Source organism: Pseudomonas fluorescens (assembly GCF_001623525.1).
Lineage (GTDB): Bacteria > Pseudomonadota > Gammaproteobacteria > Pseudomonadales > Pseudomonadaceae > Aquipseudomonas > Aquipseudomonas fluorescens_Q.
The window spans coordinates 6,388,387-6,410,691 of the sequence record NZ_CP015225.1 but is presented as its reverse complement, the minus strand read 5'-3'; the positions used below and the strand labels follow the sequence as shown (position 1 = coordinate 6,410,691).

Here is a 22,305-nt window from a genome sequence, read left to right as displayed (position 1 = left end):
CGATCCATCGATTGAAAAAATCTTTTTTACCCGCCCGCGGTTTATCGATATAAGGAGCGCCAATGGCAGTCTTAGCCTGGAGTCGAACCCATGAGTGCTGGCAAAGAACAACTGGATGTAGAAGACGAATTCATCGCCGCTGAGGGCGACGACGTCGAACCTGTGGTCGTGGAAGTGGCGAAAACCAACCTGAGCAAGCGCCGCACCATCGATAACCTGCTGGAAGAGCGTCGCCTGCAGAAACAACTGGCCGATTATGATTTTGACCTCTGACACGTAAAAGCCTCCCTGATGGAGGCTTTTTACTGAGTACGCGTGACCCGAAAACTCACACCAAGCCATTGCGCTGCGCCAGTTCGATCAGGTCGACCAGCGAACGGGCATTGAGCTTCAATAACAGGCGCGTCTTGTAGGTACTGACGGTCTTGTTGCTCAAGAACATTCCATCGGCGATCTCCTTGTTGGTCTTTCCGCGCGCCAGTTGCTGCAAGACCATCATTTCCCGCCCCGATAATCGATCGACCATATCGGACTCACTGGCATTACCCAGACTCGACCGCACCGTATGCAATGCCTGGTTGGGAAAGTAACTGTAACCGGACAGTACCGCCTTTATTGCACTTAGTAACTCGGTAAGATCCTGTTGCTTGCATACATACCCGGCCGCCCCCGTCTGCATGCAGCGCATTGAAAAATGTCCCGGCGCCTGGGAAGTCAGCACCAACACCTTCATGGGTGAAGGAATGGCCGTCAGGCGAGCAATGACTTCCAATCCGTCCAGCTTCGGAATACCGATATCGAGAATGACGATATCGGGCATAAGTTCGCGAGCAAACTGTAACGCATCGACGCCATTATCGGTTTCGGCAACGACTTCATAACCATGACGTTCCATCAGCAAACGTACAGCAAGACGAATGACGGGATGATCATCCACGATCAGCACTTTATTCATGGGCAAATCCAACTTCGCTGTTCGAATTTTTAGAGCACGCACAATAGCCTAGTCATTTCTACCTTGGCATGCCGCCCCCCCCTGAACGCTCGCACCGAGAGACAGAACCTACAAGCTATACAGAAAAGTCCTACAAATCGCCGCAGAAAAAATGTGTCATGGATTTTTTTACAGAGAAGGAATGAGCTTTCTTAACAATTCGGTAACCCTGTGAACAATGCGCTTTTTCAGCGGCCCACCCACCTATGGACAGCCCACTGGAAAGTTCTTCACTCATAGAAAGTAACTGAATTATTTACTGTTAAAACTACCTTCCACTCACTTAAGGAAGGGGAATCCTATATAAAACATATTCAGGCGCCTGACATCCAGCATCGGCAGCCATTGCGACCATGCCTATATTTCATTCGGCATGGACAACCACTTTCCAACCCACATACCGAGCACAAGTACTCCATGAGCATTAACCATGAACAAACCTTTGAAGACCATAACCAACCCCATGACCCTCATCGCCATATTTGCCACTTTATCCGAAACTTCCGCGGCGATTTCCCTGCCCTTTCTGGATGACCAGGATCGTGAGTATTATCTGTGGTTCCTGATCAGCTTTCCTTTTTATCTATTGCTGCTTTTTTTCATAACGCTCAACTTCAATTATCGTTCGTTGTATTCACCTTCGGATTTCCGCAAGAGCAAACACTTCATAAAGACCATGGATGATTCGCCCTGTCGACGCAAACGACAGCTACGTCGGGCCGACGACGTCAAGGAACTGCTGGTGATACGTCTTCATCGACGCAGGCGCGGACCAGATACCCTTTGTATCGTATGCAGCCAATCGAAACGCCCGATCGAGACTTGTCGATCAAGACATTTGAAGCAAACCAGCATCGTCGTGTACGTCATCTACAGCAGCGCAGACCTGGCAACGCGCGGGCAGGATGAATGAGCGAGCCGGGGCAGCGCCGCAACAAAAGCCACACAAAAAAAGGGTAAAAAAACGGCCTGCTCATGGCAGGCCGTTTTCAGATCACCAGGGTCAGAACAACTTGCGACCCTTGTTCGCCGCGATGCGCATGCGCAGGGCGTTGAGCTTGATGAAGCCGGCCGCGTCAGCCTGGTTGTAGGCACCGCCGTCTTCTTCGAAAGTCGCGATGTTGGCATCGAACAACGACTCGTCGGACTTGCGCCCGGTGACGATCACGTTGCCCTTGTACAGCTTCAGGCGTACCACGCCATTCACGTGAGCCTGGGAGGCGTCGATCATCTGTTGCAGCATCAGGCGCTCTGGGCTCCACCAGTAGCCGGTGTAGATCAGGCTGGCGTACTTGGGCATCAGCTCATCCTTGAGGTGAGCCACTTCGCGGTCCAGGGTGATCGACTCGATCGCCCGGTGGGCGCGCAGCATGATGGTGCCGCCCGGGGTCTCGTAGCAACCGCGGGACTTCATGCCCACATAGCGGTTTTCGACGATGTCCAGACGACCGATGCCGTGTTCGCCACCGATGCGGTTCAGGGTTGCCAGCACGGTGGCCGGGCTCATCTCAACGCCGTCCAGCGCGACGATATCGCCGTTGCGATAGGTCAGTTCCAGGTATTGCGGAGTATCAGGAGCCTTCTCCGGGGAGACGGTCCAGCGCCACATGTCTTCTTCGTGCTCGGTCCAGGTGTCTTCCAGCACGCCGCCTTCATAGGAGATGTGCAGCAGGTTGGCATCCATCGAGTACGGGGATTTCTTCTTGCCGTGGCGCTCGATCGGAATCGCGTGCTTCTCGGCGTAGTCCATCAGTTTTTCACGGGACAGCAAGTCCCATTCACGCCACGGGGCAATGACTTTCACGCCCGGCTTGAGGGCATAGGCACCCAGCTCGAAACGCACCTGGTCGTTGCCTTTGCCGGTGGCGCCATGGGAAATGGCATCGGCGCCGGTTTCGTTGGCGATTTCGATCAGGCGCTTGGCGATCAGCGGACGGGCGATGGAGGTACCCAGCAGGTACTCGCCTTCGTAAACGGTGTTGGCGCGGAACATCGGGAACACGAAGTCGCGGACGAATTCTTCGCGCAGGTCATCGATGTAGATCTCTTTGACGCCCATGGCCTGGGCCTTGGCGCGTGCAGGCTCGACTTCTTCGCCCTGCCCCAGGTCAGCGGTGAAGGTCACCACCTCGCAGTTATAAGTGTCCTGCAGCCACTTGAGGATCACCGAAGTGTCCAGGCCGCCGGAATACGCCAGAACGACCTTGTTTACGTCCGCCATGCCATCACTCCACGGGTTGTACGGAAAGCCGGGAAGTCTAACGTCCAATGCGGATAATTTACAGAGGCGCGACAGCTTATGACGACGAAGCGACAGATTATGTCGATTGAGCGACGGCCGCCCTTGGGATCAGGACGTGCGTGCAGTGGCGGCAGCGGGAACCTTGGCCGGTGCCGCAGCCGGTGCCGGAACCTTGGCGGGGGCTGCTGCTGGGGCTGGCGCCGGGGTTGTCGGCTGCGGGGCCGGTGCTTCGGTCGGCGCCACACGCTCCAGGCGCACGACCACGCGACGATTCTTGGCCCGGTTGGCGGCGTTGGTATTGGGCACCAGGGGATAACGCTCGCCGTGGAAACGCAGGGTGATCTGCGATTCCTGGAAGCCATTGGCCTTGAAGAAATCCTGGACCGCCAGGGCCCGACGGCGCGACAGTTCACGGTTGGTCAGGCGATTGCCACTGTTGTCGGAGTGACCATCGAGTTCGACATGATTGACGCTCGGGTCGGCCTTGATGAAGTCGAGCATCACCTGCAACTGGGCCTTGGCCCGCGCATCGAGCTCGACTTCCTCGCCAGGGAAGCCGATCTGGGTCTGCTTCACCTGTTCGAAATTCTTCGGCAGCAACTTGGCCACGCAGCTCTGATAGTCGCTGAAGGCTTTGTTGAAACGCACCGGCAGCAACCGGACTTCCGACACTCGACCGTCCTCGGTATTGCGCCGTACCACAGGGCTGCGACCGTCCATCAGGCCGCTGATCAAGCGACCAGCCTGGACCTGGGAGCTGTTGAACAACACATCGCCACTGCCAATGCTGACCGAGCCCAGGTTGATATCGCCTCGCCCCGGTTGCCATGGCGCGGCCGCCGCCAACAAGGTCGCGGAACCGCCGCCGAGCATCGGATTATAGGCCTTGAGCCTGAAGGTGGCCTGCTCACCCGCCCGGCGCACGAATTCGCCACTGCCAAAATCAGTGATCGGCTGGCTCAGCCGGCACTCGAACTTGTCGCCTTCGACCGTCCACTCAATGCTCTCCAGACGGGTCTGGAAAGTGAGCGCCATGGCAGGAAGGCTGGCAAACACACTGAGCAAGGCTAGATAACGCTGGCGCACGGGAGGCTCCACTGACTTTTATACAAAGATCGACGCATGCCGAGGGCATGACGCCTGTCCGGGGCACTGAACGGATTCGTGGCACACCTGTAGGAGCTATCGGTAAGTTGCGCCAGAACTTGATAGCGGGTGCCTGAATCGGTCTTTTCCGGTAGCATTCCCACAGTTTGACCCGCCTGGAAGCCCCCCAATGTCCGACCGCCTGACCCTGCTGCGTCCCGACGACTGGCATATTCATCTTCGCGATGGTGCTGTGTTGACCCATACCGTCGCCGATGTCGCGCGCACCTTCGGGCGCGCAATCATCATGCCTAACCTGGTTCCGCCAGTGCGCAACGCCGCCGAAGCCGACGGCTATCGCCAGCGCATCCTCGCCGCACGCCCGGCTGGCAGCCGCTTCGAACCGTTGATGGTGCTTTACCTCACCGACCGCACCCAGCCCGAAGAAATCCGCGAGGCCAAGGCCAGCGGCTTCGTCCATGCCGCCAAGCTGTACCCGGCCGGCGCGACCACCAACTCCGATTCCGGCGTCACCAGCATCGACAAGATCTTCCCGGCGCTGGAGGCCATGGCCGAAGTCGGCATGCCGTTGTTGATCCATGGTGAAGTCACCCGGGGCGACGTCGACGTGTTCGACCGCGAGAAAATCTTCATCGACGAGCACATGCGCCGCGTCGTGGAGCGCTTCCCGACCCTCAAGGTGGTGTTCGAACACATCACCACCGGCGATGCCGTGCAGTTCGTCAACGAGGCCCCGGCCAACGTCGGCGCGACCATTACCGCCCATCACCTGCTGTACAACCGCAACCACATGCTGGTGGGCGGGATCCGGCCGCACTTCTATTGCCTGCCGATCCTCAAGCGCAATACCCACCAGGAAGCCTTGCTGGACGCCGCCACCAGCGGCAGCGCCAAGTTTTTCCTCGGCACCGACTCGGCACCCCACGCCCAGCATGCCAAGGAAGCGGCCTGCGGTTGCGCCGGTTGCTACACCGCCTATGCCGCCATCGAGATGTACGCCGAAGCCTTCGAACAGCGCAACGCGCTGGACAAGCTCGAAGGCTTCGCCAGCCTGCATGGCCCACGTTTCTATGGCCTGCCGGTGAACACTGATCGTATTACCCTGGTTCGCGATGAGTGGACCGCCCCCGCCAGCCTGCCTTTCGGCGATCTGGCTGTCATCCCGCTGCGCGCCGGTGAAAAACTGCGCTGGCGCCTGCTGGAGGAAAACGCGTGAGTGAAGATCATTTCGACGACGAACTGGACGGCAACGGTGGTTCGGGCGGCGCCCGTCACCCCATGGCAGCTCGGTTCCGTGGCTACCTGCCGGTCGTCGTCGACGTAGAAACCGGCGGTTTCAACTCCGCCACCGACGCTTTGCTCGAAATCGCCGCGACCACCATTGGCATGGACGAAAAAGGCTTCGTGTTCCCTGACCACACCTACTTCTTCCGTGTCGAACCGTTCGAAGGCGCCAACGTCGAAGCGGCGGCCCTGGAGTTCACCGGGATCAAGCTCGATCACCCGTTGCGCATGGCTGTCAGCGAAGAAACGGCCCTGACCGACATCTTCCGTGGCGTGCGCAAGGCGCTCAAGGCCAATGGTTGCAAGCGAGCGATCCTGGTCGGCCACAACAGCAGCTTCGACCTGGGCTTCCTCAACGCCGCCGTCGCGCGCCTGGACATGAAGCGCAACCCGTTCCACCCGTTCTCCAGCTTCGACACCGCGACCCTGGCTGGCCTGGCGTACGGCCAGACCGTCCTGGCCAAGGCGTGCCAGGCGGCCGACATCGATTTCGATGGCCGTGAAGCCCACTCGGCCCGCTACGACACCGAGAAGACCGCCGAGCTGTTCTGCGGCATCGTCAATCGGTGGAAGCAGATGGGTGGCTGGCAGGATTTCGACGACTGACATCGGCCTGGCTCTTTGTGTGGCGAGGGAGCTTGCTCCCGCTTGAGTGCGCAGCGCTCACAAGATCTTGGGGCGGCTGCGCCACCCAGCGGGAGCAAGCTCCCTCGCCACGGGGTCTGGGTTCTGCTTTAGAACCCCCATAAAAAAACCGGCCTGTCGAGGGCCGGTTTTTTTATGCCTTGCGCGCTTACAGCTTGCCGCCGTGCTCGGTCAGGTAAGCGGCCACACCTTCAGGCGATGCGTCCATGCCCTTGTCGCCTTTTTTCCAGTTGGCCGGGCAGACTTCGCCGTGCTCTTCGTGGAATTGCAGCGCGTCGACCAGACGGATCAGTTCTTCCATGTTACGGCCCAGTGGCAGGTCGTTGATGATCTGCGAACGGACAACACCTTTGTCGTCGATCAGGAACGCGCCACGGAAGGCCACGCCGCCTTCGGACTCAACGTCATAGGCCTTGGCGATTTCGTGCTTCATGTCGGCAGCCATGGTGTATTTCACCTGACCGATACCGCCATTGTTGATCGGGGTGTTGCGCCAGGCGTTGTGGGTGAAGTGCGAGTCGATCGAAACAGCGACCACTTCGACGTTGCGCGCCTTGAAATCATCCATGCGGTGATCCAGTGCGATCAGCTCGGACGGGCAGACGAAGGTGAAGTCCAGTGGATAGAAGAACACCAGGCCGTATTTGCCTTTGATGGCCGAGGACAGGGTGAAGCTGTCGACGATTTCGCCGTTGCCGAGGACGGCTGGAACGGTGAAGTCTGGGGCTTGTTTGCCTACGAGTACGCTCATTGGATATCTCCTGATGTAATAGCGTGAAAACAAGGTCCGGGCCAGCCTGCCACCCTCAGGCGACAGCCCTGTGACACGAACCCGCTTGCAAGGGCCGATCATCATACACCGCGCATTTGGGCTGTCTTCAACGGTTTTTCGGCGACATCGAAAAAATCGCCGTCCGGTTGCATGCCGCATCAGTCGTCCTGAACAAACCGTTCGTCAGCCTGGCAACGCTCTGGCGCAAGACCTTGAGAAACCACTTTGACAATCATTCTCGTTAACATTAAGATCCGTCCCAATTGAGTCACAACCAGCGACGGTTCTCACTTATGTATGTATGCCTCTGCACTGGCGTCACCGACGGGCAAATCCGCGAAGCGATCTACGAAGGTTGCTGCAGCTATCGCGAAGTCCGCCAGGCCACCGGCGTAGCCAGCCAATGCGGCAAATGTGCCTGCCTGGCCAAGGAAGTGGTTCGTGAAACCCTCGCCAAAGTGCAAACGGCCCAAGCCTCGATTCCCTATCCGGTAGAATTTACTGCCGCTTGAAACCAGCTTTTTGAAGAACCGGACTCAATGTCCGGTTTTTTTATGCCTGTAAATCAAGCGCTTAGCCTCCAGACGCGGAACACAAACATTCTTATTCCGATTAATTTTCATTTATTATTCAATAACTTAGGTTTGACACTCGTAAATACGCGGCTCAAACTCTGCCTTATACACAGCTATTACAGGGCAGGCCTCATCATGAAAGGCGACATTACAGTCATCCAGCATCTCAACAAGATCCTTGCCAATGAGCTGGTCGCGATCAACCAATACTTCCTGCATGCGCGCATGTACGAGGATTGGGGCCTGAACAAGCTGGGCAAGCACGAGTACCACGAATCCATCGACGAGATGAAGCACGCGGACAAGCTGATCAAGCGCATCCTGTTCCTCGAAGGCCTGCCGAACGTCCAGGACCTGGGCAAGCTGCACATCGGCGAACATACCCGCGAGATGCTCGAGTGCGACCTGCGTATCGAGCGCACCGGCCACGCCGACCTGAAAGCCGCTATCGCCCATTGCGAAAGCGTTGGCGACTTCGGTAGCCGCGAACTGCTGGAAGACATTCTCGAATCCGAGGAAGAGCACATCGACTGGCTGGAAACCCAATTGGGCTTGATCGACAAAGTCGGTCTTGAGAACTATCTGCAATCGCAGATGGGTGAAGAGTAAGCTTCCCCGAAAGCCAGCCACTAAAAAGCCCCGCCCTCTTTCGAGAGGCGGGGCTTTTTATTACCTGAATTCCAGGCCACACCGAAAACCACTGTGGGAGCGAGCTTGCTCGCTCCCACAAGGTTTCCCGTTCACCACGACGGATGCGGTGAACATACATCCATGAATCAGGCTTCGGTCTTGTTCGCCGCCGCTTTTTCTACCGCTTCCTTGATCGTGGCCTGCAGAGAGCCGTCGGCGGCCATCTCGGTCATGATGTCGCTACCGCCGATCAGTTCACCACCCACCCACAGCTGTGGGAAGGTTGGCCAGTTGGCGTACTTGGGCAGGTTGGCGCGGATTTCCGGGTTCTGCAGGATGTCCACGTAGGCAAACTTCTCGCCACACGCCATCACAGCCTGAGCAGCCTTTGCCGAGAAACCGCACTGTGGCGCGTTCGGCGAGCCTTTCATGTAAAGCAGGATGGTGTTGTTGGCAATCTGGTCTTTAATCGTTTCGATGATATCCATGGAGCACCTCGGCTTAAAACTTTTGCGACTTAAGTTGTCGACACGGTGACGCATTGTAACGGAAAGCCGAACCTGCTCCAGAGACAATTTTACGCAGCTGCCACCTTCACCGGTACGCCGTTAAGCGCCGCATTGCCAGACAACTCATCGAGCTGACAATCATCGGTCAGGTCGTTGGCGCTGGAGCCCGGTTGTCCGCTGGCAATGGTCATCTGCACGCCCGGCCGGGCATGCCCCCAGCCGTGGGGCAGGCTGACCACGCCTTTCATCATGTCCAGGCAGCCCAGCACCTCGACTTCGATGACGCCCACCCGCGAACTGACGGTCACCCGTTGCCCGTCGACAAGGCCGCGACTGGCGAGGTCATCCGGGTGCATCAACAATTGGTGGCGCGGCTTGCCCTTCACCAGTCGATGAAAATTATGCATCCAGGAGTTATTGCTGCGCACATGGCGGCGGCCAATCATCAGCAATTCGTCCGGTTTTGGCGCCTGCAACCCAGCGAAGCGCTCGAGATCGACAAGTATCACGGCTGGCGCAGCCTGCACACGTTGGTTTTCGGTTTTCAGGCGCGCAGCCAGGTTGGGCTTGAGCGCACCGAGGTCGATGCCATGGGGATGATCGAACAGGGTCGCCAGGGACAGCTTATGCGGCGAGGCATCGCCATACGCTCCGCTGCGCAGGCCGAAATCGATCATCTGCGCCGGCGGCATGGTCGGCTTGAGTTCCTTGCCGGTTCGGGCGGCAAAAGCCTTGGCCAGGCCGACGAAAATTTCCCAATCGTGCAGCGCACCCTCGGGCTTGGGCAGGATCGCCCGGTTGAAACGGGTCACGTTGCGCACCGCGAACAGGTTGAACGTGGTGTCGTAATGATCGTTTTCCAGGGCCGAGGTCGAGGGCAGGATCAGGTCGGCGTAACGCGTGGTTTCGTTGATGTACAGATCGACACTGACCATGAACTCCAGCCCGTCCAGGGCCTGCTCCAACTGCCGCCCGTTGGGTGTGGACAGCACCGGGTTGCCGGCCACGGTGACCAGCGCACGAATCTGGCCTTCGCCCTCGGTGAGCATCTCCTCGGCCAGGGCCGACACTGGCAACTCCCCGGAATACTCGGGACGCCCGGACACCCGGCTCTGCCAACGGTTGAAATGCCCGCCCGAAGTGGTCGCCACCAAGTCCACCGCCGGCTCGGTGCACAGCGCCCCGCCCACCCGATCCAGATTGCCGGTCACCAGGTTGATCACCTGGATCAGCCAATGGCACAGCGTGCCAAACGCCTGGGTCGAGACCCCCATCCGCCCGTAGCACACCGCTGACGGCGCGGCGGCGAAGTCCCGGGCCAATTGCCGGATCTGCGCTGCTGGCACCGCACAGAGCGGGCTCATGGCTTCAGCCGTGAACGTGGCAACGGCCTCGCGCACCTCGTCCAGGCCGTCCACCGGCAGGTGGCTGTCACGGGTCAGGCCTTCGCTGAACAATGTGTTGAGCAAACCAGACAGCAGCGCAGCATCACCGCCAGGGCGTACAAAGACATGCTGGTTGGCAATGGCCGCCGTTTCGCTGCGGCGCGGATCGACCACCACCACCTTGCCGCCACGGGCCTGGATCGCCTTGAGGCGCTTCTCCACGTCCGGCACGGTCATGATGCTGCCGTTGGAAGCCAGCGGGTTGCCGCCCAGGATCAGCATGAAGTCGGTGTGGTCGATGTCCGGAATGGGCAGCAGCAGGCCGTGGCCATACATCAAGTAGCTGGTCAGGTGATGGGGCAGTTGGTCCACCGAAGTCGCCGAGAAACGGCTGCGGGTTTTCAACAGGCCCAGGAAATAGTTGCTGTGGGTCATCAGCCCATAGTTATGCACGCTGGGGTTGCCCTGGTAGACCGCCACCGCGTTCTGGCCGTGGCGCGCCTGGATATCCGCCAGACGCTCGGCCACCAACGCGAAGGCGTCGTCCCAGGCAATGGGTTGCCATTCATTGCCAACGCGCTGCATGGGCTGGCGCAGCCGGTCCGGGTCGTTCTGGATATCTTGCAGGGCCACCGCCTTGGGGCAGATGTGACCGCGGCTGAAGGTGTCCAGCGCATCGCCCTTGATCGAGGTGATTGCCAGGCCCTGGCCGTCGGTTTCGGTGGTTTCGAGGGTCAAGCCGCAGATGGCTTCACACAGGTGGCACGCACGGTGGTGGAGAGTCTTGGTCATGGCCAGTCTCTGTTTTATTCGTGGCGGGCGCTTTCGGCCGCGGGAACAAAACTATGGCGCGTGATTCCCGGCAGCGCCAGCGACGTTCGTCCTGTGAATTGCCGGGCATCAGGCCCACCGATGAGAGGGCATCAAGGCTGATCGGAAGGCGGTGCCAGCATCTGGATTTCTTCGACGGTTTCCACCTGCTCCTGGGTAATGGGCATCCCCGTGAGCTCGCCAATCAGCCGCCAATGCTCGTCGAGGCCGCTGCTGATAGTGGCCATGCGGTCGATCATCCGACGGCCCGCTGCCTTGGTCACCTCGTCATCGCTGCGCAGCAATTCGAATGACATGGAAGTCACCGAAGCCGTCAGGTGCGTCAGCGAGCGTGCAGTCAGCCCCAGCAATTCCATCAATTGTTGCTCTTTCGAATCCATTTCGGGCTCCTGTGCCGCTGAGGCTCATTTATAACCCAGGCCTTTGCATTAGGAAATGTTTCACAGCCACCCGCAGACAGGCGAAAGGCTGGGATGCCACGGCGCAAAACGACGTTCATCCATGGCACGCCCGCCGCGCTCGATTGCCAATCCAAGCAACGCCAGTGTACAAATGGGTCGCTGCTGTCAGGAAACCGGCCACAAATATGCCATCGCATTCGCGTGATGGCCTCGCTGAAATCCCCAAAAACCGTAGCCCTATTGGTAAGACGCGACATTTAATTATAAGATCGCGCCTTCCCCTATTTCGTCGCCCCGTGCGGCTTTTGCCGCAGGTCTCGCCCGTTTTTTGAATAAACAAGGCTTTGAGCATCTGCGGTCAGTTACAAAAAGGTAGTCAATCATGAGCGCAAGGCACTTTCTCTCCCTGATGGATTTCACGCCCGATGAGTTGCTCGGCGTAATCCGTCGAGGCGTGGAGCTCAAGGACCTGCGTAACCGCGGCGTACTGTTCGAGCCCTTGAAAAACCGCGTGCTGGGGATGATCTTCGAGAAGTCATCGACCCGCACCCGCATCTCTTTCGAAGCTGGCATGATCCAGCTGGGCGGCCAGGCGATCTTCCTGTCGCCCCGCGACACTCAACTGGGCCGTGGCGAACCCATCAGCGATTGCGCCATCGTCATGTCGGGCATGCTGGACGCGGTGATGATCCGTACCTTTGCCCACAGCACCCTGACCGAGTTCGCAGCCCATTCCCGCGTACCCGTCATCAACGGCCTGTCCGATGACCTGCACCCCTGCCAGTTGCTGGCCGACATGCAGACCTTCCTCGAACATCGCGGCTCGATCCAGGGCAAGACCGTGGCCTGGATCGGCGACGGCAACAACATGTGCAACAGCTATATAGAAGCGGCGCTGCAATTCGACTTCCAACTGCGCATTGCCTGCCCTGAAGGTTATGACCCCAATGCCGAACTGCTCGCCAAGGCCGGCGAGCGGGTGACCATCGTGCGTGATCCGAAACAGGCCGTGGCCGGTGCGCATCTGGTGAGCACCGACGTCTGGACCTCCATGGGCCAGGAAGAAGAAACCGCCAAGCGCCTCGAGCTGTTCGCGCCGCTGCAGGTCAACCGGGCCTTGCTCGACCTGGCGGATGCCGACGTGCTGTTCATGCACTGCCTGCCGGCCCACCGTGGCGAGGAGATCAGCTTCGATTTGCTGGACGATCCGCGCTCGGTGGCCTGGGACCAGGCAGAAAATCGACTTCACGCGCAAAAGGCACTGCTCGAGTTCCTTGTCGAGCCGGCGTATCACCACGCATGAGCCATTCGCTGCTGCTGAATTTGCATGACCTGGCCTGCGGTTACCAAAACCAGCGGGTCGTGCAGAACCTCAACCTGCACCTCAATGCCGGCGATATCGGTTGCCTGCTCGGTTCGTCCGGGTGCGGCAAGACCACCACGTTGCGTGCCATAGCCGGCTTCGAACCTGTGCACGAGGGTGAAATCCAACTGGCCGGGGAAACCATTTCCCGCGCCGGTTTCACCCTCGCCCCGGAAAAACGCCGTATCGGCATGGTGTTCCAAGACTATGCCCTGTTCCCCCACCTGAGCGTGGCCGAGAACATCGCCTTTGGCATTCGCAAGCATCCGGACAAGGATCGCGTCGTTGAAGAGCTGCTGGAACTGGTCAACCTGAAGAACCTGGGCAAACGCTTTCCCCATGAGTTGTCCGGCGGCCAGCAACAACGCGTGGCCCTGGCCCGCGCGCTGGCACCAGAACCACAACTGCTGTTGCTCGATGAGCCGTTCTCCAACCTCGATGGCGAGTTGCGACGCAAGCTCAGCCATGAAGTGCGGGATATCCTCAAGGCCCGCGGCACCAGCGCGATCCTGGTCACACACGATCAGGAAGAAGCCTTCGCCGTGAGTGATCATGTTGGGGTATTCAAGGAAGGTCGACTGGAACAGTGGGACACGCCCTACAACCTGTATCACGAACCGCTGACGCCATTCGTCGCCAGTTTCATTGGCCAGGGCTACTTCATTCGCGGCCAACTGGACAGCCCTGAATCGGTGCAAACCGAGTTGGGCACCCTGCGCGGTAACCGAGCCTACACCTGGCCCATCGGCGGCGCGGTGGACGTGCTGCTGCGCCCGGACGATATCGTCTACGCACCGGACAGCCCGCTCACCGCCAGCATAGTCGGCAAGACGTTTCTGGGCGCCTCGACCTTGTATCGCCTGCAACTGCCGACGGGCGCACAACTGGAGTCGATCTTCCCAAGCCACGCCGACCATCAGGTCGGTGACCGGGTCGGCATCCGGGTAGCGGCAGAACACCTGGTGCTGTTCCAGGCCTCGGGCAGCACGGCGGCGCATATACCGCCGGTGGAAAGCGGCGTGCGGCGTTACAGCACCGCCAGCTAACGCCGGATACCCGCTGGGCTGCGCAGCAGCCCTAAAACCTGACAACGCGGTGGATCAGGTAGATGTAGGCCGAGGTGACTGTTTTGAGGGCTGCTTCGCAGCCCAGCGGGAGCAAGCTCCCTCGCCACAGAAGTGCACAGACCGTGGTGTCAACCCAGCATCAACGTCCCACTGGCCACCAACGTCGCATTCCCGCCGATCTTCACCCGCTCACCCTCCAACCGGCAGAACAACGCCCCGCCCCGGGCCGAGCATTGATAAGCCGTCAGCCCGTGTTTACCCAAGCGTTTGGACCAGTAGGGAATCAAGCTGCAGTGGGTCGAGCCGGTCACCGGGTCTTCGTTGATGCCAATCGCCGGGGCAAAATAGCGCGAAACAAAATCATGCTTGCTCCCCGGCGCGGTCACGATAGCGCCCGGCCAAGGCAGTTTAGCCAGGGCCGCCATGTCCGGCTTGCAATCGAGCACCGCTTGCTCCGACTCCAGCACCACGAACAGTTCGTTGGAGCTCAGCACGTCCACCGCTTCGACACCCAAGGCACTCTGGACTGCCAGGGATGCCCCCAGCTCGGCGGGCACGATGGCCGGAAAATCCAGCCACAGCCGATCACCTTCGCGCGTGACGCTCAACGCCCCGGACTTGCAGATGAAATCCAGCCGCCCTACGGGTTCGTGGTAGACCTCGAACAGTACATAAGCGCTGGCCAACGTGGCGTGCCCGCACAGCGGGACTTCGGTGGTGGGCGTGAACCAGCGGATATGCCAATGCTGGCCTTCACGCACCAGAAACGCGGTTTCAGCCAGGTTATGTTCGGCGGCGATCTTCTGCATCAAGTCATCAGCAAGCCAGCCGTCGAGGCGATAGACCATCGCCGGGTTACCGCCGAACGGCCGGTCACTGAACGCATCGACCTGATGAAACGCAAGCTGCATGGCACTTCTCCTTTTTTTTGATGCGCCAGCATGCGGCGCAGCGGCACAGCTTATCCAGTGACAGATCAGTAGAATTTTCACCCTACAGCGGGGGATGGAAGCTCTGACGCCAAGCTTAGCCTTTCATGCCCTTGTGGCGAGTGCGCTGGCTCCCGCTCGGCTGCGCAGCCGTTATTCAAGCGCGCCCAATGTCAGCAAACGTCGCCCCGGTGTGCTCCTTCAATACCGAAGGCGCCAACTCGACTTCCAAGCCGCGTCTTCCCGCACTGACAAACATGCTGGCGAGCGGCTGTGCGGAACTGTCGATAAAGGTGCGCAGGCGCTTCTTCTGCCCCAGCGGGCTGATCCCACCCAGTAAATAACCGGTCGAACGCTGCGCAGCGGCGGGGTCGGCCATCTCGACCTTTTTCACCCCGGCGGCATGGGCCAGACCTTTCAAATCCAGGCTTCCGGCCACGGGCACCACCGCCACCAACAGTTCACCCTTTTCGCTGGCCGCCAACAACGTCTTGAACACCTGCGCCGGATCCAGGCCGAGCTTTTCCGCCGCTTCCAAACCGTAGGACGCGGCCTTGGGATCGTGTTCGTAACTGTGAATGCGATGTTCGGCGCGCACTTTCTTAAGCAGATCCAACGCGGGTGTCATGACTGCTCCTGACAAGGAAATGAAAAAAAGAGTGGCCGGATTCTAAGCCATCGCCAGCGAAAAGGCTTGGGAGGGCGTCGTGAGTGCCGGTGATCCGCCGCCAGCGCAAGAGTCATTCACGTCACGAATAGTTGAAATGTGACCGACGGTTCACTTTCGACCTTTGACACCAGCGTTTCTTGTCTATATTTTTTCGAAACTGAAAGTCATATCGCAGGTCTCAAGCAGCAACTCGAGATCAGGATGGGGATCCTGCCTCGTTGGAGATCGCGCAATCGAGCTTTATCGAAGGCGCAGCAAAACAACAAAAAACCGAGGTTTGAATGACAACTGCTTTACAACAGCCGTCCCTGCCCAGCCAATGCCTGGCTGAATTCCTGGGCACTGCCCTACTGATTTTTTTTGGCACCGGTTGCGTCGCAGCCCTCAAGGTAGCGGGTGCCAGCTTCGGATTGTGGGAAATCAGCCTCATCTGGGGTGTCGGCGTCAGCATGGCGATCTATCTGAGCGCGGGCATTTCCGGCGCCCATCTCAACCCCGCCGTCAGCATTGCCCTGTGCATTTTCACCGGCTTCGAAAAGCGCAAGCTGCCTTTCTATATGCTGTCCCAAGTGGCCGGTGCTTTCTGCGGCGCATTTCTGGTCTACACGCTGTACAGCAACCTATTCTTCGATTTCGAACAGTCTCGGCACATGATTAGAGGCACCCAAGCCAGCCTCGAACTGGCCTCGGTGTTTTCCACCTACCCCCACGCCGCACTGTCCACCGGCCAAGCCTTCCTCGTGGAGGTGATCATCACGGCCATCCTGATGGGAGTGATCATGTCCCTGACCGATGACAACAATGGTTTGCCTCGCGGCCCGCTGGCGCCACTGCTGATCGGCCTGCTGATTGCGGTGATCGGCAGCTCCATGGGGCCGCTGACAGGCTTTGCGATGAACCCGGCGCGGGACTTCGGCCCTAAACTGATGACTTTCTTCACCGGCTGGGGTGAAATTTCCCTCACGGGCGGGCGCGACATCCCGTACTTCCTGGTTCCTGTTTTTGCCCCGATTGTGGGTGCATGCCTGGGTGCTGCGGCTTATCGCGGCTTGATTGCCCGCCACCTGCCCAGCGCCATAACTGCTACAAAGGATGCAGAACCGGCCATTGACGGCAAGCCCAGAACATCCTGAAACAGTCGGCGCAGGCTCCTGCCATTCCAGCCTGCGCCGTGGCTTCTTCCCTTATCTAGTCTCCCTTTTATAGAAAGACCCGAGGCAATCGACATGACCGATATACAGAACAAGAACTACATCATTGCCCTCGACCAGGGTACGACCAGCTCGCGGGCAATCATCTTCGACCGTGACGCCAACGTGGTCTGCACCGCCCAGCGCGAATTCGCCCAGCATTACCCACAGGCCGGCTGGGTCGAACACGACCCGATGGAAATCTTCGCCACCCAGAGCGCGGTCATGGTCGAAGCCCTCGCCCAGGCCGGCCTGCACCATGACCAGGTGGCTGCCATCGGCATCACCAACCAGCGTGAAACCACCGTGGTCTGGGACAAGACCACCGGCCGGCCGATCTACAACGCCATCGTCTGGCAATGCCGCCGCAGTACCGAAATCTGCCAGCAGCTCAAGCGCGATGGCCACGAACAATACATCAGCCAAACCACCGGCCTGGTCACCGACCCGTACTTTTCCGGCACCAAGCTCAAGTGGATTCTGGACAACGTCGAAGGCAGCCGCGAGCGTGCGCGCAACGGTGAACTGCTGTTCGGCACCGTCGACAGCTGGCTGATCTGGAAATTCACCGGCGGCAAGGTCCACGTCACCGACTACACCAACGCCTCGCGCACCATGCTCTTCAACATTCACTCGCTGGAATGGGACGCGAAGATGCTCGACATCCTCGACATCCCCCGCGAAATGCTCCCGGAAGTGAAATCGTCCTCGGAGATCTATGGCCGCACCAAGAGCGGCATCGCCATCGGCGGCATCGCCGGCGACCAGCAGGCGGCTCTTTTCGGCCAGATGTGCGTGGAGCCGGGCCAGGCGAAAAACACCTACGGCACCGGCTGTTTCCTGCTAATGAACACCGGCAGCAAGGCCGTCAAATCCAATCACGGCATGCTCACCACCATCGCCTGCGGCCCACGCGGCGAAGTCGCCTACGCCCTGGAAGGTGCGGTCTTCAATGGCGGCTCCACGGTCCAGTGGCTGCGCGACGAACTGAAAATCATCAACGATGCGCTGGATACCGAATACTTTGCCAACAAGGTCAAGGACAGCAACGGCGTGTACCTGGTGCCCGCCTTCACCGGCCTGGGCGCACCGTATTGGGACCCCTATGCCCGTGGCGCGCTGTTTGGCCTGACCCGCGGCGTACGCGTCGACCACATCATTCGTGCAGCACTGGAGTCGATTGCCTACCAGACCCGCGACGTACTCGACGCCATGCAGCAGGATTCGGGTGAACGCCTCAAGGCCCTGCGCGTCGACGGTGGCGCGGTGGCGAACAACTTCCTGATGCAGTTCCAGGCCGACATCCTGGGCACCCAGGTCGAGCGCCCGAAAATGCGTGAAACCACCGCCCTGGGTGCTGCGTATTTGGCCGGCCTGGCATGCGGCTTCTGGGGCAGCCTGGAAGAACTGCGCGGCAAAGCGGTGATCGAGCGCGAATTCGAACCGCAACTGGACGAACCGGCGAAGGAAAAACTCTACGCCGGCTGGCAGAAGGCGGTCAGTCGTACCCGTGACTGGGAACCCCATGAAGACGCTGAATAAAGCCTGATAAGGCTCTGAAACTGGTCGGAAGTGGATTCCTGCGGCATCATGGGCAAATTTTGTACGGCAGCCCAAAGGAAGCCCCATGAATCTGCCTCCCCGCCAGCAGCAAATCCTCGAACTGGTCCGCGAACGCGGCTATGTCAGCATCGAGGAAATGGCGCAGCTATTCGTCGTCACCCCGCAAACCATTCGCCGCGATATCAACCAACTGGCGGAGGTGAACCTGCTGCGTCGCTACCACGGCGGCGCCGCCTACGATTCAAGCGTGGAAAACACCGCCTACGCCATGCGCGCCGATCAGATGCGCGACGAGAAGCAACGCATCGCCGAAGCCATCGCCGCCCAGATCCCCGATCATGCCTCGCTGTTCATCAACATCGGCACCACCACCGAATCCATTGCCCGGGCGCTGCTCAATCACAACCATCTGAAGGTCATCACCAATAACCTGCACGTGGCTTCGATCCTCAGTGCCAAGGACGACTTCGAAGTCCTGATCGCTGGCGGCAACGTACGGCGTGACGGCGGCGTGGTGGGCCAGGCGAGCGTCGACTTCATCAACCAGTTCAAGGTCGACTTCGCCCTGGTGGGCATCAGCGGGATCGATGAAGACGGCAGCCTGCTGGACTTCGACTATCAGGAAGTACGGGTTTCCCAAGCCATCATCGCCAACGCCCGGCAAGTGCTGCTGGCGGCGGACTCCAGCAAGTTCGGGCGCAATGCCATGGTCCGCCTGGGCCCCATCAGCCTGATCGACTGCCTGGTGACCGACCAGCAACCGGTGCCGGCCCTGGCGCAGTTGCTGAGCCAGCACAAGATTCGCCTGGAAGTGGTCTGACGCCCTTCCGGTCCTCTGTGGCGAGGGGATTTATCCCCGCTGGGTTGCGCAGCAACCCCAACACAGTCACTCAATTTGCCTGATACACCGAGTCGCCGGAGTCTAGGGTTGCTTCGCAACCCAACGGGGATAAATCCCCTCGCCACAGATGCCTTTCTATCTGCCTCAAGCTGTCTTCGTGTTCGAAAATTTTCCTTTCAGCTTCCTTTGATCAGTATTTTCAATCGAAGTCTGCTGGCTGTTGCGGTCTTTATGGGCTAGTATTTTCGCAAATGAACATTTATGTTCGAATTCAAATATTGCGAAAAAGAGCCCGAGGCCAGCCGATGCCCACTTCTACCTTGCCTACGCCCCCTCTCGCCGAGATTTACGACATCGCCGTCATTGGTGGCGGGATCAACGGCGTGGGGATTGCCGCGGACGCTGCCGGTCGCGGTCTTTCGGTGTTCCTTTGCGAAAAGGACGACCTGGCCAGCCACACATCGTCGGCCAGCAGCAAGCTGATCCACGGCGGCCTGCGTTACCTCGAACATTACGAATTCCGCCTGGTGCGCGAAGCGCTGGCCGAGCGCGAAGTGCTGCTGACCAAGGCCCCGCACATCGTCAAGCAAATGCGCTTCGTATTGCCTCACCGCCCGCATCTGCGCCCGGCCTGGATGATTCGCGCCGGCCTGTTCCTCTACGATCACCTGGGCAAGCGTGAGCAGCTCGCCGGCTCCAAAAGCCTGAAGTTCGGTGCCGACAGCGCATTGAAAAGCGAGATCACCAAAGGTTTCGAATATTCCGACTGCTGGGTCGACGATGCGCGGCTGGTGGTACTCAACGCCATGGCCGCCCGGGAAAAAGGCGCGCACATCCACACCCGCACGCGCTGCGTGAATGCCCGCCGCAGCAAAGGCCTGTGGCACCTGCACCTGGAACGTGCCGACGGCAGCCTGTTTTCGATCCGCGCCAAGGCCCTGGTCAACGCCGCCGGCCCGTGGGTCGCCAAGTTCATTCGCGATGACCTGAAGCTGGAATCGCCCTATGGCATCCGTCTGATCCAGGGCAGCCACCTGATCGTGCCGAAACTCTACGAAGGCGAACATGCGCACATTCTGCAGAACGAAGACCAGCGCATCGTGTTCACCATTCCGTACCTTAACCAGTTCACCCTGATCGGCACGACTGATCGCGAATACACCGGTGACCCGGCCAAAGTGGCGATCACCGAGGGTGAAACCGATTACCTGTTGAAGGTGGTCAACGCCCACTTCAAGAAGCAGATCAGCCGCGACGATATCCTGCACAGCTATTCCGGTGTACGCCCACTGTGTAACGACGAATCCGACAACCCATCGGCCGTGACCCGCGACTACACCCTGGCGCTGTCGGGTGGCGGTGAAGAAGCCCCCTTGCTGTCGGTGTTCGGCGGCAAGCTGACCACCTATCGCAAGTTGGCCGAATCGGCGATGGCACAACTGGCCCCGTATTTCACGCAAATGCGTCCGGGCTGGACCGCCGTAGAGGCCCTCCCCGGCGGCGAAAACATGACCACCCCGCAGGCGCTGTGCTCGGCGATCCGCGACAAGTTCGACTGGCTGCCAACCGACATCGCACGCCGCTGGGCCACGACCTACGGCAGCCGCACCTGGCGCATGCTCGAAGGCGTGCACAACCTGGGCGACTTGGGTGAGCACATCGGCGCCGGCCTCTATACGCGCGAAGTCGACTACCTGTGCAGCGACGAGTGGGCCGTCGATGCCCAGGACATCCTGTGGCGCCGCAGCAAGCTGGGCTTGTTCACCACCCCGGTCGAGCAGGAGAAACTGCAGCAGTACCTGGACAAGGTCGAGCACAACCGCCGCAAGATCGAAGCGGCCTGACGGATATCCCGCAAAACCCAAAGCCCCTGAATCCAGCGATTCAGGGGCTTTTTGCTATGTGGCATCCACCTCCGCCCACCCTTTCAAGTCTAAACATACAAGCGAGCTTGCTCGCGATGAGGCCAGCACATTCAACCCTGTATGGGACCGCCACACCGCTATCGCGAGCATGCTCGCTCCCACAATGGATCGAGACGGGCTCAAGCCATTCGGTTTTCCGAACATGACCCGCCCGTCAGTTCGGCTAACCGGATAAAGCAGCCCGCATAAACCTGAAACAAAACATTAATTACCATATAAAACAACAAGTTAAACAGACAGCCCTGGCCTGGCACGAGTCATGCTCTACACTTCTGGAGACGAATGCCTGTACGCCAACACAACAGGAGCTGCCAGGCACTTCGAAGTACTCAGGGCCGACAAACCGGCCGAAATAAAAAAAACAATGTCGAGGAAACATCGATGCGTATCGTTCCCCATCTCCTGGGCGCAGCCATGGCTGCCGCTCTGATCAGCACCCCGGTTTTCGCAGCCGAACTGACCGGCACGCTGAAAAAGATCAAAGAGTCCGGCGTTATCACGCTTGGCCATCGCGACGCTTCCATTCCGTTTTCCTACATCGCGGACGCTTCCGGCAAACCGGTTGGCTACTCCCACGATATCCAGATGAAAGTCGTCGAAGCACTGAAAAAAGACTTGGACCTGCCCAACCTGCAGATCAAATACAACCTGGTCACCTCGCAAACCCGTATCCCACTGGTGCAGAACGGCACCGTGGACCTGGAATGCGGCTCCACCACCAACAACGTCGAGCGTCAGCAGCAGGTTGACTTCTCCGTTGGCATTTTCGAGATCGGCACCAAGCTGCTCTCCAAGAAAGATTCCAAGTACAAGGATTTCGATGACCTCAAGGGCAAGAACGTCGTGACCACCGCCGGCACCACGTCCGAGCGCATCCTCAAGGCGATGAACGCCGACAAGCAGATGGGCATGAACGTCATCTCCGCCAAGGACCATGGCGAATCCTTCCAGATGCTGGAATCGGGTCGTGCCGTCGCGTTCATGATGGACGACGCCCTGCTGGCTGGCGAAGCCGCCAAGGCCAAGAAAGCCGATGACTGGGCCGTGACCGGCACCCCACAGTCCTACGAAATCTATGGCTGCATGATGCGCAAGGGCGACGAGCCGTTCAAAAAGGCTGTCGATGACGCCATCAAGGCCACCTACGCTTCGGGCGAGATCAACAAGATCTACGAAAAATGGTTCATGCAACCTATCCCGCCAAAAGGCCTGAACCTGAACTTCCCGATGAGCGACGAACTCAAGGCACTGATCGCCAAGCCGACCGATAAAGCGGCTGACGACAAGAAATCCTGATTTCTGACTAACCTTATCCCCTGAAAGGGCCCGGCCCTTTCAGGGGATGGTCACTCCCTGCTGGCAAATCTGGAAACACTCGAACC

At 59.2% G+C, this 22,305-nt stretch carries 22 protein-coding genes; 13 read left to right on the top strand and 9 right to left on the bottom strand.

Going from position 1 to position 22,305, the window contains the following annotated elements; genetic code table 11:
- Positions 1 to 90 precede the first annotated feature (90 nt).
- On the top strand, positions 91 to 273 hold the full coding sequence (locus TK06_RS27865) for a PA3496 family putative envelope integrity protein (protein ID WP_063324652.1): 183 nt from the start codon (positions 91 to 93) through the stop codon (positions 271 to 273).
- A gap of 55 nt (positions 274 to 328) precedes the next feature.
- Here the strand turns inward: TK06_RS27865 and TK06_RS27860 are convergent, their stop codons facing one another.
- The gene (locus tag TK06_RS27860; RefSeq protein WP_003204939.1) at positions 329 to 955 is read right to left on the bottom strand and encodes a response regulator transcription factor; all 627 of its coding nucleotides are present in this window, start codon (positions 953 to 955) and stop codon (positions 329 to 331) included.
- 469 nt (positions 956 to 1,424) lie between these two features.
- On the opposite strand from TK06_RS27860, the gene TK06_RS33145 reads away from it, so the two are divergent.
- The gene (locus TK06_RS33145; RefSeq protein WP_063324651.1) at positions 1,425 to 1,907 is read left to right on the top strand and encodes a hypothetical protein; all 483 of its coding nucleotides are present in this window, start codon (positions 1,425 to 1,427) and stop codon (positions 1,905 to 1,907) included.
- Positions 1,908 to 1,997: 90 nt separating this feature from the next.
- Here the strand turns inward: TK06_RS33145 and TK06_RS27850 are convergent, their stop codons facing one another.
- Together TK06_RS27850 and TK06_RS27845 are read right to left on the bottom strand one after the other, a co-directional pair.
- Positions 1,998 to 3,215, bottom strand: a complete 1,218-nt coding sequence (locus TK06_RS27850) for an argininosuccinate synthase (RefSeq protein ID WP_003204943.1) — start codon at positions 3,213 to 3,215, stop codon at positions 1,998 to 2,000.
- Positions 3,216 to 3,344: 129 nt separating this feature from the next.
- The gene (locus tag TK06_RS27845; protein WP_063324650.1) at positions 3,345 to 4,322 is read right to left on the bottom strand and encodes a flagellar protein MotY; all 978 of its coding nucleotides are present in this window, start codon (positions 4,320 to 4,322) and stop codon (positions 3,345 to 3,347) included.
- A 190-nt stretch (positions 4,323 to 4,512) separates the two neighbouring features.
- Here TK06_RS27845 and pyrC point away from each other — a divergent pair, with 190 nt between their 5' ends.
- Positions 4,513 to 5,559: a dihydroorotase gene (gene pyrC / locus TK06_RS27840; protein WP_003204946.1), complete on the top strand. Its 1,047-nt coding sequence runs from the start codon at positions 4,513 to 4,515 to the stop codon at positions 5,557 to 5,559.
- The gene (gene rnt, locus TK06_RS27835; protein WP_063324649.1) at positions 5,556 to 6,233 is read left to right on the top strand and encodes a ribonuclease T; all 678 of its coding nucleotides are present in this window, start codon (positions 5,556 to 5,558) and stop codon (positions 6,231 to 6,233) included. Before pyrC ends, rnt begins: the two co-directional genes overlap by 4 nt.
- 187 nt (positions 6,234 to 6,420) lie before the next feature.
- On the opposite strand, the gene TK06_RS27830 is transcribed toward rnt, so the two are convergent.
- The gene (locus TK06_RS27830) at positions 6,421 to 7,023 is read right to left on the bottom strand and encodes a peroxiredoxin (protein ID WP_025215179.1); all 603 of its coding nucleotides are present in this window, start codon (positions 7,021 to 7,023) and stop codon (positions 6,421 to 6,423) included.
- 314 nt (positions 7,024 to 7,337) lie between these two features.
- Between TK06_RS27830 and TK06_RS27825 the strand changes: the two genes are divergently transcribed.
- Entirely contained in the window at positions 7,338 to 7,556 is a 219-nt protein-coding gene (locus TK06_RS27825; RefSeq protein ID WP_003178704.1) for a bacterioferritin-associated ferredoxin, read from the top strand.
- Positions 7,557 to 7,754: 198 nt separating this feature from the next.
- Entirely contained in the window at positions 7,755 to 8,228 is a 474-nt protein-coding gene (gene bfr / locus TK06_RS27820; protein ID WP_003178701.1) for a bacterioferritin, read from the top strand.
- A 167-nt stretch (positions 8,229 to 8,395) separates the two neighbouring features.
- Here bfr and grxD read toward each other — a convergent pair whose 3' ends face one another.
- The 3 genes from grxD to TK06_RS27805 form a co-directional block, all read right to left on the bottom strand.
- Positions 8,396 to 8,737 carry a Grx4 family monothiol glutaredoxin gene (grxD, locus tag TK06_RS27815; RefSeq protein ID WP_003204956.1) on the bottom strand — a complete coding sequence of 114 codons (342 nt, stop codon included), beginning with the start codon at positions 8,735 to 8,737 and terminating at the stop codon, positions 8,396 to 8,398.
- Positions 8,738 to 8,826: 89 nt separating this feature from the next.
- The gene (locus TK06_RS27810) at positions 8,827 to 10,935 is read right to left on the bottom strand and encodes a molybdopterin oxidoreductase family protein (RefSeq protein ID WP_063324648.1); all 2,109 of its coding nucleotides are present in this window, start codon (positions 10,933 to 10,935) and stop codon (positions 8,827 to 8,829) included.
- 131 nt (positions 10,936 to 11,066) lie between these two features.
- Positions 11,067 to 11,354, bottom strand: a complete 288-nt coding sequence (locus tag TK06_RS27805) for a hypothetical protein (protein ID WP_063324647.1) — start codon at positions 11,352 to 11,354, stop codon at positions 11,067 to 11,069.
- Positions 11,355 to 11,757: 403 nt separating this feature from the next.
- Here TK06_RS27805 and argF point away from each other — a divergent pair, with 403 nt between their 5' ends.
- Positions 11,758 to 12,678: an ornithine carbamoyltransferase gene (argF, locus tag TK06_RS27800; RefSeq protein ID WP_063324646.1), complete on the top strand. Its 921-nt coding sequence runs from the start codon at positions 11,758 to 11,760 to the stop codon at positions 12,676 to 12,678.
- Positions 12,675 to 13,784, top strand: a complete 1,110-nt coding sequence (locus tag TK06_RS27795; RefSeq protein ID WP_063324645.1) for an ABC transporter ATP-binding protein — start codon at positions 12,675 to 12,677, stop codon at positions 13,782 to 13,784. The genes argF and TK06_RS27795 overlap by 4 nt, the downstream gene beginning before the upstream one ends.
- A gap of 149 nt (positions 13,785 to 13,933) precedes the next feature.
- Here TK06_RS27795 and TK06_RS27790 read toward each other — a convergent pair whose 3' ends face one another.
- Positions 13,934 to 14,716: a PhzF family phenazine biosynthesis protein gene (locus TK06_RS27790; protein ID WP_063324644.1), complete on the bottom strand. Its 783-nt coding sequence runs from the start codon at positions 14,714 to 14,716 to the stop codon at positions 13,934 to 13,936.
- Positions 14,717 to 14,891: 175 nt separating this feature from the next.
- Positions 14,892 to 15,362 carry a Cys-tRNA(Pro) deacylase gene (gene ybaK, locus TK06_RS27785; RefSeq protein ID WP_063324643.1) on the bottom strand — a complete coding sequence of 157 codons (471 nt, stop codon included), beginning with the start codon at positions 15,360 to 15,362 and terminating at the stop codon, positions 14,892 to 14,894.
- 323 nt (positions 15,363 to 15,685) lie between these two features.
- Between ybaK and TK06_RS27780 the strand changes: the two genes are divergently transcribed.
- The 5 genes from TK06_RS27780 (at position 15,686) to TK06_RS27760 (ending at position 22,219) form a co-directional block, all read left to right on the top strand.
- On the top strand, positions 15,686 to 16,537 hold the full coding sequence (locus TK06_RS27780; RefSeq protein ID WP_063324642.1) for an MIP/aquaporin family protein: 852 nt from the start codon (positions 15,686 to 15,688) through the stop codon (positions 16,535 to 16,537).
- 93 nt (positions 16,538 to 16,630) lie between these two features.
- Positions 16,631 to 18,136, top strand: a complete 1,506-nt coding sequence (gene glpK, locus TK06_RS27775; protein WP_063324641.1) for a glycerol kinase GlpK — start codon at positions 16,631 to 16,633, stop codon at positions 18,134 to 18,136.
- Between the two features lie 85 nt (positions 18,137 to 18,221).
- Positions 18,222 to 18,977: a DeoR/GlpR family transcriptional regulator gene (locus TK06_RS27770; RefSeq protein ID WP_003204973.1), complete on the top strand. Its 756-nt coding sequence runs from the start codon at positions 18,222 to 18,224 to the stop codon at positions 18,975 to 18,977.
- Positions 18,978 to 19,303: 326 nt separating this feature from the next.
- Positions 19,304 to 20,842, top strand: coding sequence for a glycerol-3-phosphate dehydrogenase (glpD, locus tag TK06_RS27765; RefSeq protein ID WP_063324640.1), 1,539 nt, complete (start codon positions 19,304 to 19,306; stop codon positions 20,840 to 20,842).
- A gap of 462 nt (positions 20,843 to 21,304) precedes the next feature.
- Entirely contained in the window at positions 21,305 to 22,219 is a 915-nt protein-coding gene (locus tag TK06_RS27760; protein ID WP_063324639.1) for a glutamate/aspartate ABC transporter substrate-binding protein, read from the top strand.
- The last annotated feature ends 86 nt before the right edge of the window (positions 22,220 to 22,305 follow it).